14 protein-coding genes are annotated in these 14,700 nt (G+C 57.8%); 10 read left to right on the top strand and 4 right to left on the bottom strand.

Annotated features, from left to right (window positions below; translation table 11 throughout):
• Positions 1–205 precede the first annotated feature (205 nt).
• Positions 206–1,669, top strand: a complete 1,464-nt coding sequence (locus DY251_RS17315) for a DEAD/DEAH box helicase (protein WP_116625173.1) — start codon at positions 206–208, stop codon at positions 1,667–1,669.
• Between the two features lie 294 nt (positions 1,670–1,963).
• Here DY251_RS17315 and DY251_RS17310 read toward each other — a convergent pair whose 3' ends face one another.
• Together DY251_RS17310 and DY251_RS17305 are read right to left on the bottom strand one after the other, a co-directional pair.
• Positions 1,964–3,304, bottom strand: a complete 1,341-nt coding sequence (locus tag DY251_RS17310) for an ATP-binding response regulator (protein WP_245416018.1) — start codon at positions 3,302–3,304, stop codon at positions 1,964–1,966.
• Between the two features lie 9 nt (positions 3,305–3,313).
• Positions 3,314–4,498 (bottom strand): FIST N-terminal domain-containing protein, encoded by a 1,185-nt coding sequence (locus tag DY251_RS17305; RefSeq protein WP_116625172.1) that lies wholly within the window; start codon positions 4,496–4,498, stop codon positions 3,314–3,316.
• 210 nt (positions 4,499–4,708) lie between these two features.
• On the opposite strand from DY251_RS17305, the gene DY251_RS17300 reads away from it, so the two are divergent.
• Genes DY251_RS17300 through DY251_RS17290 form a run of 3 tightly spaced genes read left to right on the top strand, consistent with a single transcriptional unit; the run spans position 4,709 to position 8,417 of the window.
• A complete protein-coding gene (locus DY251_RS17300) occupies positions 4,709–5,212 on the top strand; it encodes a (2Fe-2S)-binding protein (protein WP_116625171.1) in 504 nt (167 codons plus the stop codon).
• A 39-nt stretch (positions 5,213–5,251) separates the two neighbouring features.
• The gene (locus tag DY251_RS17295) at positions 5,252–7,600 is read left to right on the top strand and encodes a xanthine dehydrogenase family protein molybdopterin-binding subunit (RefSeq protein WP_116625170.1); all 2,349 of its coding nucleotides are present in this window, start codon (positions 5,252–5,254) and stop codon (positions 7,598–7,600) included.
• Between the two features lie 22 nt (positions 7,601–7,622).
• On the top strand, positions 7,623–8,417 hold the full coding sequence (locus tag DY251_RS17290; RefSeq protein ID WP_116625169.1) for an FAD binding domain-containing protein: 795 nt from the start codon (positions 7,623–7,625) through the stop codon (positions 8,415–8,417).
• Between the two features lie 39 nt (positions 8,418–8,456).
• Here the strand turns inward: DY251_RS17290 and DY251_RS17285 are convergent, their stop codons facing one another.
• The gene (locus tag DY251_RS17285; protein WP_116625168.1) at positions 8,457–8,831 is read right to left on the bottom strand and encodes a YciI family protein; all 375 of its coding nucleotides are present in this window, start codon (positions 8,829–8,831) and stop codon (positions 8,457–8,459) included.
• Between the two features lie 112 nt (positions 8,832–8,943).
• On the opposite strand from DY251_RS17285, the gene DY251_RS17280 reads away from it, so the two are divergent.
• Together DY251_RS17280 and prfB are read left to right on the top strand one after the other, a co-directional pair.
• Positions 8,944–9,555 carry a YitT family protein gene (locus tag DY251_RS17280; RefSeq protein WP_116625167.1) on the top strand — a complete coding sequence of 204 codons (612 nt, stop codon included), beginning with the start codon at positions 8,944–8,946 and terminating at the stop codon, positions 9,553–9,555.
• 63 nt (positions 9,556–9,618) lie between these two features.
• Positions 9,619–10,750, top strand: a protein-coding gene (prfB, locus tag DY251_RS17275) for a peptide chain release factor 2 (RefSeq protein ID WP_116625166.1) whose coding sequence is annotated in 2 segments (ribosomal slippage) — positions 9,619–9,684 and positions 9,686–10,750 — 1,131 coding nt in all. Because the reading frame shifts where the segments join, the coding sequence is not laid out codon by codon here.
• A 4-nt stretch (positions 10,751–10,754) separates the two neighbouring features.
• Here prfB and DY251_RS17270 read toward each other — a convergent pair.
• Positions 10,755–11,024: a transcriptional regulator gene (locus tag DY251_RS17270; protein WP_116625242.1), complete on the bottom strand. Its 270-nt coding sequence runs from the start codon at positions 11,022–11,024 to the stop codon at positions 10,755–10,757.
• A gap of 487 nt (positions 11,025–11,511) precedes the next feature.
• Here DY251_RS17270 and rpsL point away from each other — a divergent pair, with 487 nt between their 5' ends.
• From rpsL to DY251_RS17250, 4 genes are all read left to right on the top strand, one after another.
• Positions 11,512–11,883 (top strand): 30S ribosomal protein S12, encoded by a 372-nt coding sequence (gene rpsL, locus DY251_RS17265; protein WP_116625165.1) that lies wholly within the window; start codon positions 11,512–11,514, stop codon positions 11,881–11,883.
• Between the two features lie 69 nt (positions 11,884–11,952).
• On the top strand, positions 11,953–12,423 hold the full coding sequence (gene rpsG, locus DY251_RS17260; RefSeq protein WP_116625164.1) for a 30S ribosomal protein S7: 471 nt from the start codon (positions 11,953–11,955) through the stop codon (positions 12,421–12,423).
• A 29-nt stretch (positions 12,424–12,452) separates the two neighbouring features.
• A complete protein-coding gene (fusA, locus tag DY251_RS17255) occupies positions 12,453–14,543 on the top strand; it encodes an elongation factor G (protein WP_116625163.1) in 2,091 nt (696 codons plus the stop codon).
• Between the two features lie 64 nt (positions 14,544–14,607).
• Positions 14,608–14,700: GTP-binding protein (locus DY251_RS17250; RefSeq protein WP_147307454.1), on the top strand; the 93-nt coding region annotated here is incomplete at its 3' end.

Raw genomic sequence — 14,700 nt, 5'->3', positions numbered from 1 at the left:
TTAGGACTGAGTTGCGTCTTGCTTCGCTCTTCCAGATGGACCGAGTCCATCAATCGAGCGAACAGCCCCATTCCAAATGGAGTGGGCACGACAGCGCAACCGTGCGAACTCTGTTCGCCGCCTTGTCGTTTTCGAATTTTGTTTTGAGCGCTGCAGGTATGCGCCCTGCGGTGCGTATGGCAGTGGCGCTTGAGCCACGCGAAAGATGTGTGAATTGACTATTGAGAATAATGAGGCGCCCGAAGGTTTCGAGGCGCTCGGCATTGGTGGGCAGCTTCTGAAAGCAACGGAGGCAGCAGGTTTTGCTGCTCCGAAGCCGATTCAGGAATTGGCCATTCCGCCGCAGCTTGCTGGCCGCGATATTCTGGGCATTGCTCAGACCGGCTCCGGCAAGACGGCGGCGTTTGCCTTGCCGATCCTGTCGAAGATTCTGGCGCTCGGTACGAAGCGTCGCCCCAAGACGGCGCGCGCGCTGATCCTTGCGCCGACGCGCGAGCTGGCCGTGCAGATCGAGGACACGATCAAGCTGCTGGCCAAGGGCGCGCATATTGCGACGGCGCTTGTGCTTGGCGGTGTTTCGAAGAGCACGCAAGTGCGCAAGATTGCGCCTGGCGTTGACGTGCTGGTAGCGACGCCGGGGCGTCTGATGGACCTCCTGCGGGACCATGCGGTTGTGCTGAGCGAAACCACATGGCTGGTGCTTGACGAGGCCGACCGGATGCTCGACATGGGCTTCATCAATGACGTGCGCCGCATTGCGAAGGCGATCCATCCGGCGCGGCAGACCGCGCTTTTCTCGGCGACCATGCCGGCTGAAATCGCTTCGCTGGCGCATGACCTGTTGCGCGACCCGGTGCGCGTTGATGTGGCCCCGCAAGGAACCACCGCAGCCGAAATCAAGCAGAGCGTTATCATGGCGCGGACGAAGCAGAAGCGCCGCTTGCTTTCGCAGATGCTGGCGAACCCGGACATGAAGTCCGTGATGATCTTTGCGCGCACCAAGCACGGCGCAGACCGCGTGACCCGCGATCTTGAGCGTGACGGGTTTGAGGCGGCCGTGATCCACGGAAACAAGTCTCAGAACGCGCGGCAGAAAGCGCTGAACGGTTTCCGCGACGGTTCGGTTCGGATTCTCGTTGCGACGGACATTGCAGCGCGCGGTATCGATGTGCCCGGCATTTCGCATGTCGTGAACTTTGATCTGCCGGATGAGGCGTCCAGCTACGTACACCGTATCGGGCGCACCGGCCGCAATGGCGCAGACGGCATTGCGATTACGCTTTGCGATCCGACTGAAGCGTCGAAACTGCGCTCTGTCGAAAAGATCATTCGCATGAAGCTGCACGTGGCGGCAGATCATACCGGCGAGCCTGATCCGAAGCCTGAGCCGGGCGTTCAGCGTATGCAGCAGCCTGCAAATGATCGCGCACCCCGCGAGCAGCGTGACGGGCAGAAGCATCGCGGACAGCCACGCGACGGCGCTCATCGCGGACATGGCAATGGCGAGGGCGGTCGCGGTCGCGGTCCGCAACGTCAGGGCAACGCGCCACGCGGTGCCGGTGCTGACGTTCAAGGTGAGCGCAACAGCGGCAAGCCTGCTGGCAAGAAGCCCTTCCGCCGTAAGCGCTTCGGCGGCGGCGCCAAGCGATTTGGTAGCAAGGCTGCGTGATTGTTTGGGGGGCGGGCGCGTAGGTTTGCGCTGCCCGTCACCCTTACCCTTTCCCCGTGAACAGGGAGAGGGAGACATAAGCGTGGTGCGAGCCTTTTAACGCGCTCGTTGTGGGCGCAGTGCTCTCAATTCCCTCTCCACCCGTAAACAGGGAGGGGGGACGTCTCCGTAGCGACAGAATCAGAAGCACAGTGCTGAATGATGCGCGCGGCGCGTCTGTCTCCCTCTCCCTGTTTACGGGGCGAGGGTACGAGTGAGGGGCCATGCGAGACTATGAGATTAAGCGGGCTGACCCTACGCCAGCATGTGAGCCAGCAGGGCGCGAAGCCGTGCCGGTCTGATCGGCTTGACGAGAAGCTCCGCGCCCATTTCAGCGACGATTTCCTCAAGGAGCGGGTCGGGGTCGGCGGTTGTTACAAGCGCCGGGATCACTCGGCCAAGCCACGCGCGGATGCCAATGATCGTCGCACTGCCAAGGTCGCCACGGTCCAGATGCTGATCTGCGATTACGATGTCAGGAATCCAGGCCGTATCATTGAGTTCGTTGAGAGCCTCTTCGGTCGTGCCCGCCGCGCGGACATCGCATTGCCAGCTTTCGAGCAAACCGACCATTGCGATCACGACGTCGGGGTCATTCTCGACGAGCAATACTTTTGCGCCGAATAACCCATAGCCGCGCGGCTGCTCGATTTGGGCAAGCATCTGCGAAGGTTCATTCGGCGTGATGCAGGAGGCCGGAATATCAAGGTGAAACACCGTGCCCTGGCCGATGCGGGAATCGAGGCTGACGCGGTAGCCGAGCGTTTCCACCATGCGCCAGACGATGGCGAGCCCCAGCCCCAGCCCCGCGCCGGAAAGGCCGGACTCATCCACCGCCACGCCGCGATGAAACTCCTCAAAGACGCGATCGCGCTGATCCTCCGGAATACCGCATCCGGTATCTGCAATTTCAATTCTGAGATTCGCACCATGACGGCGCACGCCAACCAGAACGCCGCCGGTCGTGGTGTAACGGATAGCGTTGGCGACGATGTTTTGCAGGATGCGGCGCAGCAATGTGCGATCGGTTTTCAGCGTCAAAGATGTGGGCGCAAAGCGGAGCCGCAAGCCCTTGCGTTCTGCCAGAGGAAGGAAATCCGAGCGCAGACCTTGCAGCAACTGATCCAGCGAAACGCTGGTGAATTCCGGCTGCACGACGCCAGCATCGAGGCGAGAAATATCCAGTAGCGTACGCAGCAATGTTTCCATCGTTTCGAGCGAACGCTCTACTTGACGCACAAGACGTTTGCCCTCGGTGCTGGTCTGCACATCCGCCAAGGCGGAGACAGAAAGATGCGCAGCGTTGAGCGGTTGAAGCACGTCGTGGCTGGCGGCGGCGAGAAACCGAGTCTTTGAAACATTGGCCTGCTCGGCGCGGTCGCGCGCTTCAATGAGTTCGGCGTTGGATTGCTCCAAACGGCGCAGCGCGGAATGAAGTTCGTCGGTGCGGCTGCGCACAAGGCTTTCAAGGCTGATCGCGGTCTGGAACAGCGAAAAGGCGTTGCCCTGCTGATCCATCGAGCGCTCAACGCGATTGATGAGTGCTGCATTGATTTTTTTCAGCCGTTCGATGTCTGCGATGTGTTCCAGCGCCACGGCGAAATCCTATTCAGCGGCCTGGCGACGATGTCCGAACGCAATGCCGGTGAAAGTCTGGTTCAGGTGCAAGGACTGATATTGCTCGCCATAGGTGCCGAAGCCGACAACATGCTTTTTCTTGTAAACGTCCGACAAGTCCCGAACCGACTGGCGGTTGACGGCATCGAGACGACGCAAAACGCAATCGAAGCCAAGGATGACATCGGTTCCGCCCAGAACATTTTCGACCTCGTTGAGCGCGGCCTCGGTGGACTCCACAAGATCGACCGCTCGCGCGATTGACAGCACAATACCGTCATCGATTGCGCAGAAGAAGGAGAGCGAACCGTCTGGATTGCTCTTCTGAATAGAGCGGCAGAAATATTCGCCGCCGACGCGCACGACCGTTGGGTGTGACGCGAAGCTGAGCGGTGTGAGATCATTCGGCAACAGGCCCACCGCGCCCGCATATTCTTCTGCCGCTGGGGTGGCGTTGAACTCGCGCACGATGCGGCGCGCGGGATCGGATGCTGTCACTACGAGCTTGTTTTCGGTCGCGATGAAATTGTCGGTCTTAAATGTGTGGAATGGAATATCGGTCGCGAACAACACGACGACAGCGCTGTCGGTATAAACGCCGCCATTCCAGAGAAGGCTGGTTTTCTCGAACTTCAATTCATCACCGGCCGAACCGCCAACAAGCGGGATATCTTCAAGCTCCCAGTGGATTGCCGATGTGACGGACTCTTCCGAATAGGACAGGCCATCGATCAGGCAGATCGCAAAAATGTTAGTCTCCTTGCGGTCAGGACCAGCGGTGAAGGAGCGACGAAGCGCATCGACCTGTGCGGAAACGGTTTTGATATCTGAGGTCGAAATGCTCTGGAGTAGGGTGCCCGAAGCCGCGAACCCATTCGATGGGAAAAGCAGCGCGACGGCTTGGCCTTCATGCAGACCATCGGGTGTGATTTCGCCTGCTGTCGTGCATCCCGCATGGGGCAATGCCGGTAGCCGACGCTTGAGCGATTCGGCGAGGCGGCCCGAATCGAAAAGCGAGCGCGAATAGAAGAAGAGAGCAAAGCCGGTCTGCGTCGCCGCAACTTCGGCAGCAACGTTCTGAATGAACGTGTCCTCGTCCGGTGAATCCGTACTCAACGCGACAAGTCCACAAGCATAGCTCGTGCGCGAAACTGCCAGTGCTTCCTCCCGCATTCATCCGCGCGTTGGGTGGCGTGCGAGCCGTCGAACGACCCTTCTATGCCCGCTTGCCAATGCAGAGCATTTTCTGACCTAAAGTACAATAGAACGCTGCATTAGCCAGCGGCACAGTCCGCATGTTGGGTTCACTACCATTAGCCGATCGCGGCGGCACAGAACCGCCAGTGCTGGGGCACCACTCCCGGCACAGCCAGGGGAGGAACAATGTCCGAAATTTCCATGACCGTGAACGGTCGCAAGGTGCAAGGAACGGTCGAGGACCGCACCTTGCTTGTGCATTTTCTGCGAGAAAATCTCGGCCTGACCGGCACCCATGTCGGGTGTGATACATCCCAATGCGGCGCATGCCTTGTGCATGTCGACGGCAAGGCGATGAAGTCCTGTACGCTGCTTGCGGTGCAGGTGTCGGGTTCTGAAATCATGACTATCGAAGGATTGGCGAACGGCGCGGATCTGCACCCTGTGCAGGCAGCGTTCCGTGAGCATCACGGCCTGCAATGCGGCTTCTGCACGCCGGGCATGATTATGTCGGCTATCGATATGATCAATCGCCACCCTGAAGGACTGGACGAAGCCACCGTTCGCGCCGAACTGGAAGGCAATATCTGCCGCTGCACGGGCTATCATAACATCGTCAAGGCAGTGCTTGCTGCGTCAAAGGAAATGGCCAAGAGCACTAAAGGCAAAGGCCGGGCCAAAGCGGCCTGACGCGCTACCCACTGTTCTTACGGTTTGGAGGAAAACCTCATGGGAATGGAAGGCATTGGCGCCCGCGTGGCGCGTAAAGAAGATAAGAGATTTATCACCGGTTCGGGCCGCTACACGGACGACATGGTTGTTCCCGGCATGAAGCATGCCGTGTTTGTGCGCAGCCCCCATGCACACGCAGATATCAAGAAGATCGACGTGAAGGCGGCGCAAGCCATGCCCGGCGTCGTTGCAGTGCTGACCGGCAAGGAGTTGAAGGCCGATGGCATCGGCAATCTGATCTGTGGATGGATGATCCATTCCAAGGACGGCACGCCGATGAAGATGGGCGCATGGTCGCCGCTGGCGGTGGATCGCGTGCGCTATGTTGGCGATGCGGTGGTGATCGTGATTGCCGACACCAAAGGACAGGCGCGCGACGCGGCGGAAGCCGTCAACGTAACCTATAAGGAGCGCAAGGCCGTTACCACAGCTGTTGACGCGCTAAAGGCAGGTGCGCCGCAGCTTCACCCGGAAGCGGACAACAACCTGATCTATGATTGGGAAATCGGCGATGCGGCTGCGACCGATGCGGCGCTGAAAAAGGCGGCGCACATCACCAAAATGCACATTGTGAATAATCGCCTCGTGCCGAACGCAATGGAGCCGCGCGCAGCGCTCGCCCAGTACGACAAGGCGGAAGATCACTTCACCTGCTGGACCACCTCCCAGAATCCGCATGTGGCGCGCCTCGTGATGAGCGCGTTTTACAATGTCGCGCCGGAGAACAAGCTGCGCGTGATCGCGCCGGATGTCGGCGGCGGATTCGGATCAAAAATCTTCATCTACCCGGAAGAGGTGGTGTGCTGCTGGGCTTCCAAGAAGGCTGGCGTGCCGGTGAAGTGGGTTGCCGACCGCACCGAGAGCTTCCTGACTGACGCTCATGGCCGCGACCACGTAACGGAAGTGCAGATGGCCTTTGACAAGGACAACCATGTCATCGGTCTTAAGGTCGATACGATTGCAAACTTCGGCGCATATATGTCGCTGTTCTCGTCGTCGGTGCCGACATATCTTTATGCGACGCTGCTTTCGGGCCAGTACAATTTCCCGGCTATCCACGCCAATGTCCGGGCGGTTTATACAAACACCTCGCCGGTCGATGCGTATCGCGGGGCAGGGCGTCCAGAAGCAACCTATGTGCTGGAACGCACCATGGAAACTGCCGCGCGCGAACTTGGCGTTTCTCCCGCAGAACTGCGCCGCAAGAATTTCATCACGCAGTTCCCGCACCAGACGCCGGTTATCATGAACTATGATGCGGGCAACTATGCCGCTTCGCTGGATGCGGCGTTGGAAGCGATCAACTACAAGGGCTTTGAAAAGCGCAAAGCCGAATCTGCCAAGCGCGGCAAGCTGCGCGGCATCGGCATGAGCAATTATATCGAAGCTTGCGGCATCGCGCCGTCTGCCGCGGTTGGCTCGTTGGGTGCAGGCGTGGGCCTTTGGGAATCTGCCGAGGTGCGCGTGAACGCCGTTGGAACCATCGAGGTTTTGACCGGCTCGCACAGCCATGGACAGGGTCACGAAACGACCTTCGCGCAGCTTGTTTCCGAGCGTTTTGGTGTGCCGCTGGATAGCGTTTCAATCGTACACGGCGACACCGACAAGGTGCAGATGGGTATGGGTACGTATGGGTCGCGCTCCGGCGCGGTCGGCATGTCGGCCATCGTCAAGGCGCTGGACAAGGTGGAAGCCAAGGCAAAGAAGATTGCCGCGCATCTGCTGGAAGCGGACGAGAGTGATATCGTCGTTGAAAACGGTGCGCTGAAAGTGGCAGGCACGGACAAGAATGTTCCGTGGTTCCAGATGGCGCTCGCGGCCTACACCGCGCACAATCTTCCGGGCGGCATGGAGCCGGGTCTTAAGGAGACAGCCTTCTACGATCCGACGAACTTCACGTTCCCGGCTGGCTGCTACATCTGCGAGGTGGAAGTCGATCCTGACACCGGAAAGACCGACATTCTGGCATTCGTTGCGGCTGATGATTTCGGCAACATCATCAATCCGATGATTGTCGAAGGTCAGGTGCATGGCGGCATTGCGCAGGGCGTTGGTCAGGCGCTGCTTGAAGGCGCAAACTACGATCCATCCAGCGGGCAGCTTTTGACAGCCAGCTATATGGACTATTGCATGCCGCGCGCAGACGATCTGCCGTCGTTCGAGGTTTCGCACCAGAATACGCCATGTCCGGGCAATCCGCTTGGCATCAAAGGTTGCGGCGAGGCTGGCGCCATTGGCTCCACGCCTGCGGTGATCAATGCGATTACCGATGCAATCGGCACCAACAACCTTGAAATGCCTGCCACGCCACAGCGCGTGTGGCGCGCACTTCAGGCCAAGAACTGAGCGCGAGGAAGGAGACACGACCATGTATGCAGTCAACTATCATCGCGCGAAATCGGTGGCTGATGCCGCCAAGCTCGGCAAGGGTGACGCGAAATATCTGTCGGGTGGCATGACGCTTATCCCGGCAATGAAAACGCGCCTTGCCGCGCCGTCAGACCTTGTGGACCTGACACACATCAAAGACCTGAAAGGCATCACCGTTTCAGGCAAGACAGTGACCATCGGCGCGGGCACCACTCATTATGAAGTGGCGACCGATGCCAAGCTGGCGAAAGCCTGCCCTGCGATTGTCTATCTGGCGGGGTTGATTGGCGATCCGGCTGTTCGCCATCGCGGCACTATTGGCGGCTCGATTGCCAATAATGACCCGGCGGCCGACTATCCGGCGGCTATGCTCGCGCTTGGCGCAACGATCACTACGAACAAGCGGTCGCTTCCGGCTGACAAATTCTTCAAGGGCCTTTTTGAAACGGCTTTGAAGGATGGCGAAATCGTAACCTCCGTCAGCTTCACCGTACCTGCTAAGGCCGGCTACGCAAAGTTTCCCAACCCAGCGTCGCGCTACGCCATGACCGGCGTTTTTGTAACGAAGGGCAAGGATGGAGTTCGCGCCGCTGTGACGGGCGCAGGGGATGACGGAGTTTTCCGCTCCAAGGAAATCGAAGCAGCGCTTTCGAAGAAATTCGAAGCATCAGCACTGGAGGGCGTGAAAGTGCCATCCGGCTCGCTGATGGAAGATATGCACGCTTCGTCAGACTATCGCGCAGCGCTGATCTTGGCGATGGCGAAGCGCGCTGTCGCTCAGGCAAACGCATAAAGCATAAACAGGGTGCTCGGGGGCGGAAGCCTCCGAGCACTAATCTCCGGCTAGCGATACGCCTGGCGCGAAATAAGAAATGGGCCGTATTTCGTAAGTCGCGCTGGGGTTCACGGCCTTGAACTCCTGCGCGATTGCCACGGCCTCATCGCGCGATGCGCAGTTTAAAATATATAAGCCCAGCAACTGCTCCTTCGTTTCTGCGAACGGTCCGTCAAAAACATCTGCGTTGGATTTGCCGCGCACGGTCACGGCACTCTGTGTGAAATCGAGCCGTGCTGCAGGGCCGAGTTTACCCTCACTTTCCAGCCGCGTATTGATGTTGATGAGATGCTTCATCAACTCAGCGTCTTCTTCTGGCGAGAGCTGCGTGATTGCCCCTTCGACGTGATAAGCTAATATCGCATAAAACATTTCGTATATTCCTCTGAAGATCGCGAACGTGTGCGCAGGTTCGAAATGCGACTTTCGCTTTGCTCTGCGACCTTGTAGTTGGCACCGACGAGATTCTCACCGGACCGCATTCATGTCCAAAGCTGCCTTGGAACGCCACACCTTATTTGAAGACGCGCAAGCCATACTGACAGGCTCGCTGATCGTTTCGCTGGGCGTTGCCATGTATTCACACGCAATGCTGGCGCTGGGCGGCAATTCCGGCCTGGCGCTGCTGCTGCAGTATTCGACCGGCTGGAGCTTCGCTGTCGTCTTTTCGCTGGTGAATTTGCCGTTCTATATTCTTGCGGTCTGGCGTATGGGCTGGCCGTTCACATTGCGCACATTCATTGCGGTCAGTCTTGTTTCGCTGTTTGTGCGCTACACGCCCCAATGGGTGCAGTTTTCTGAACTTTCGCCACTTTACGCGAGCGTTGCGGGCGGATGCTTGATCGGCATGGGAATGCTGATCCTGTTCCGACATCGCACCGGGCTTGGCGGCATCAATATTCTCGCCATCTGGATGCAGGAAAAGCTCGGCTGGCGCGCAGGCTATGTGCAGCTTGCGATCGATCTGGTCATTCTGGCCATAGCGCTTTTCATTTTGCCCGCGGATAAGGTCGCGCTGTCCGTGCTTGGCGCAGTGATCATCAATATGATTTTGGCGCAAAATCATCGGCCCGGACGGTATGCCGGCTACAGCTGAGGCAGCTTTACACGTCGCGTCTCGCCCCTTATGTAGCGGCCACACAACGGAAGAATCTCGCTGATGCGTGCGGAAACTCAAAACCTCATCGATGAAATCAAGCAGGGCGTAACCCTGCTGAGGAGGCATCTTTGACTGGGATCAAGCCGTAAAACGACTTGAGTACCTGAACGCGCGCTCTGAAGAAGCCGATCTTTGGAACAATCCGCAGGAAGCGCAAAAGCTGATGCGCGAGCGCCAGACGCTCGATGACGGCATTGGCGCGGTGAAGCGATTGCAGCAATCGCTCTCCGACAATATGGAACTGATCGAACTTGGCGAAATGGAGGGCGATCAAAGCATCGTCACAGACGCCGAGGCTTCCATCAAATCGATGGCCGGCGAGGTGCGCGAGCGCCAGATCGAAACGATGCTTTCCGGCGAAGCCGACGGCAACGATACTTATCTCGAAATTCATGCGGGCGCCGGCGGCACCGAAAGCCAGGATTGGGCGAACATGCTGTTGCGCATGTATACCCGCTGGGCTGAGCGGCGCGGCTTCAAGGTTGAAGTGCTGGAAATGCATGACGGTGAAGAAGCTGGCATCAAATCCGCAACGCTGCTTATCAAGGGGCAGAGCGCCTATGGCTGGCTGAAAACCGAGTCAGGCGTGCATCGGCTCGTGCGCATTTCGCCTTATGATTCGAATGCGCGGCGGCATACATCGTTTTCCAGCGCGTGGGTCTATCCGGTTATCGACGATACGATCGAGATCGATATTCCTGAATCGGAAGTGCGCATCGACACCTACCGCTCGTCAGGTGCGGGTGGTCAGCACGTCAACACGACCGACTCGGCCGTGCGTATCACGCATATTCCGACAGGAATCGCTGTTGCCTGTCAGGCTGGACGTTCGCAGCACCAGAACCGCGCGAAGGCGTGGGAGATGCTGCGCTCACGCCTCTATGAAGTTGAACTGGAAAAGCGCGAAGCTGCCGCAAATGCGGAGCAGGCGTCCAAGACCGATATTGGTTGGGGTCACCAGATTCGCTCTTATGTGCTGCAGCCGTATCAGCTCGTGAAGGATCTTCGTACAGGCGTTGAATCCACCAGCCCGTCAGACGTTCTTGACGGTGACCTTGATGGTTTCATGGAAGCCAGCCTCGCGCACCGTATTGAAGGTGGGGCGGGCGTCGAGGTCAAAGACCTCGACTGAGCGGTCACGCCATTACAATAGCGACTTCGCCTTCAAGCGCGCCCTGATAGGCGGACAGATAGGGCTCGTCATCGGGCTCGTCTTCCAGTTCGCCGATCTGGTCGAGCTGCGCTTCCGCAAATCCTTCGCTCTGCAATCCGTTGAGAGCGATGCGCACGGCCGAATCTTCATCCGGCGCCTGCAGCAGCACATGCACTTCTGATTCCTCCCCGCCTTTGCGGCGGGTGACTCGCCCTACGATGATCCAGATGACCGGCGGCTCGTTGTCATTCATTTGAAAATGATTCTCTTTCTGCTTGGAATCAGTATGGAATTTCCATCTGACCGAATCCATATAGGCATGGTTCGCGGGCATTCCTACTGTGGGCTTCTGAGCCGTTGTTATTTTGTTGCTGTGACTGCTGAAATACGAAACAAAGTTGCGTTCTATTTTTGCATGGCTGGCAGTTGGTCCGAGATCGCGTTTTTTCGGACCGCGGACTTGACGGGGCAGGGGCTTACGAGTAGAAGCCGCGACGTCTGAGCCGATGTGAGGCTTTCTTTTCCGGGGCGTCCCGCTCTGGAGTTTGCCTCAAACAGGGTTCGTTTTACGAACGAAAGACATTTCCGGCGTGCATGAAGCAGTAATGCTTCCTCTGCGATTTGTTCGGGCGGGAACCGTGATTACGGTTTTGTGCCCGAATTTGCGTATGGATCTGCGACGTTCAAAGCGGCCTCGAAAAGGCTTGTGACACGAGATTGAGAGACAAGAGGAAGGTTTAATGCCTACCGTAAACCAGCTGATCCGCAAGCCGCGCACCGCGCCGGTGAAGCGCAACAAGGTCCCTGCGATGCAGCAGAACCCGCAGAAGCGTGGCGTTTGCACGCGCGTCTATACCACGACGCCGAAGAAGCCGAACTCGGCATTGCGCAAGGTTGCGAAGATCCGCCTGACCAATGGCTTCGAAGTGATCGGTTATATTCCGGGTGAGGGGCATAACCTCCAGGAGCACTCGGTTGTTATGATCCGCGGCGGTCGTGTGAAAGATCTTCCGGGTGTGCGCTACCACATCATTCGTGGCGTGCTCGACACCCAAGGCGTGAAGAACCGTAAGCAGCGCCGTTCGAAATACGGCGCGAAGCGTCCGAAGTAAGGAATTCCTCCCGGCTTCGGCGCTTTCTTTTTGAAGCGTCGGGTCGACGAAGATTGAGAGACACAGACTATGTCCCGACGTCACAGTGCAGATAAGCGTGAGATCAACCCGGATCCGAAGTTCGGTGATCTGGTTGTTACGAAGTTCATGAATGCCGTCATGTATGACGGCAAGAAGTCGGTTGCCGAAACCATCGTCTATGGCGCGCTGGATCAGGTGCAGGCCAAGACCAAGCAGGAACCGGTTGGTGTGTTCCACCAGGCGCTCGACAATGTCGCGCCGCACGTTGAGGTTCGCTCGCGTCGTGTTGGTGGTGCCACCTATCAGGTGCCGGTCGATGTTCGTCCGGAGCGCCGTCAGGCTCTTGCGATCCGCTGGCTGATCAATGCAGCGCGCAACCGCAACGAGACGACGATGGTTGATCGTTTGTCGGGCGAATTGATGGATGCTGCGAACAATCGCGGCACCGCCGTCAAGAAGCGTGAAGACACCCATAAGATGGCTGAGGCCAACCGCGCCTTCGCTCATTACCGCTGGTAATTGGCGCGCGAGAGACAAGAGGCAGCATTATGGCCCGCGAATATAAGATCGAAGACTACCGCAATTTCGGCATCATGGCTCACATCGATGCTGGAAAGACGACGACCACTGAGCGCGTACTCTACTACACCGGCAAGTCGCACAAGATCGGCGAAGTGCACGACGGTGCTGCGACCATGGACTGGATGGAGCAGGAGCAGGAACGCGGCATTACGATTACGTCTGCTGCGACCACGACCTTCTGGAAAGGCCGTGACGAAAAGATGCGTCGCTTCAACATCATCGACACGCCAGGCCACGTTGACTTCACCATTGAAGTTGAGCGTTCGTTGCGCGTTCTCGATGGCGCGATCGCGCTTCTCGACGCAAATGCTGGTGTTGAGCCGCAGACCGAGACCGTTTGGCGTCAGGCTGACAAGTATCACGTCCCGCGCATGATCTTCTGCAACAAGATGGACAAGATCGGTGCAGATTTCTACCGCTCCTACGAGATGATCAAGAGCCGTCTTGGCGCGACGGCGGTTGCCGTTCAGTTGCCGATTGGCGCTGAGAATGATTTCAAGGGTGTTGTCGATCTGATCGAGATGAAGGCGTACGTCTGGCGCGATGAATCGCTCGGCGCACAGTGGGATGTTGTTGAGATTCCCGCTGATCTTCAGGCTAAAGCTGAAGAATTTCGCGAGAAGATGATCGAGATCGCGGTCGAGATGGACGAAACTGCCCTTGAGAACTATCTCGAAGGCAAGATGCCGACCAATGATGAGCTTCGCGCTTTGATCCGCAAGGGCACCATCGCGGTTAAGTTCTTCCCGATGTTCTGCGGTTCGGCTTTCAAGAATAAGGGCGTCCAGCCGCTTCTCGATGGTGTGGTCGACTTCCTGCCTTCGCCGGTTGACGTTCCTGCCATCAAGGGTATCGACCCGAAGACTGAAGCTGAAGTCGAGCGTCGCTCGTCTGACGATGAGCCGCTTTCGATGCTGGCGTTCAAGATCATGAACGACCCATTCGTTGGTTCGCTGACGTTCTGCCGCATCTATTCGGGTAAGCTCGCAAAGGGCGTTTCGCTCGACAATACGGTCAAGGGTAAGAAAGAGCGTATCGGCCGCATGTTGCAGATGCACTCCAACTCGCGTGCAGATATCGACGAAGCCTTTGCTGGCGATATCGTTGCCCTCGCGGGTCTCAAGGAAACCACCACAGGCGATACGCTTTGCGATCCTCTGAAGCCGGTTATCCTTGAGCGTATGGAATTCCCGGATCCGGTTATCCAGATCGCGATCGAGCCGAAGACCAAGGGCGATCAGGAAAAGATGGGCCTCGCGCTTAATCGCCTTGCTGCTGAGGATCCGTCTTTCCGGGTCAAGACCGATGAAGAATCCGGCCAGACCATTATCGCTGGCATGGGCGAACTTCACCTCGACATCATCGTCGACCGCATGCGTCGCGAGTTCAAGGTTGAGGCAAACGTTGGTGCGCCTCAGGTTGCTTATCGTGAGACGATCACGCGTTCGCATACTGAAGATTACACCCACAAGAAGCAGACCGGTGGTACGGGTCAGTTCGCTCGCGTCAAGCTCGTGTTCGAGCCGAACTCCGAGAGCGAAGAATTCGTATTCGAATCCAAGATCGTCGGCGGTGCAGTTCCGAAGGAATACGTGCCGGGCGTCGAAAAGGGTATCCAGACTGTTCTGTCTTCCGGTCCGTTCGCTGGCTTCCCGATGATCGGCGTGAAGGCGACGCTGATCGACGGCGCTTACCACGATGTTGACTCGTCGGTACTCGCATTCGAAATCGCTGGTCGTGCCTGCTTCCGTGAAGCTGCATCGAAGCTCGGTGTTCAATTGCTCGAGCCGATCATGAAGGTCGAGGTTGTGACGCCGGAAGATTATGTCGGCAACGTCATCGGCGACCTCAACAGCCGTCGCGGTCAGATCCAGGGTCAGGAAACGCGCGGCGTAGCCGTTGTCGTGAACGCAATGGTTCCGCTGGCGAACATGTTCAAGTATGTCGACAATCTGCGCTCGATGTCTCAGGGCCGCGCCCAGTACACGATGCAGTTCGACCACTATGAGCCGGTTCCGACCGCAGTGGCGCAGGAAGTTCAAAAGAAATACGCGTAAGTCCAAGGGCTTATCTTAGAAAGCTAATTCGCCCTGATGGGCTGGAAGGAAATGGAGACCTCACATGGCAAAAGGTAAATTTGAGCGTAACAAGCCTCATGTGAACGTTGGCACGATTGGTCACGTTGACCATGGCAAGACGTCGTTGACGGCGGCG

Origin of the sequence: Mesorhizobium denitrificans (assembly GCF_003403035.1) — a bacterium.
Taxonomy (GTDB): domain Bacteria; phylum Pseudomonadota; class Alphaproteobacteria; order Rhizobiales; family Rhizobiaceae; genus Mesorhizobium_G; species Mesorhizobium_G denitrificans.
The sequence above is the reverse complement of the archived record's forward strand: the minus strand, read 5'-3'. Positions and strand labels throughout refer to the sequence as shown.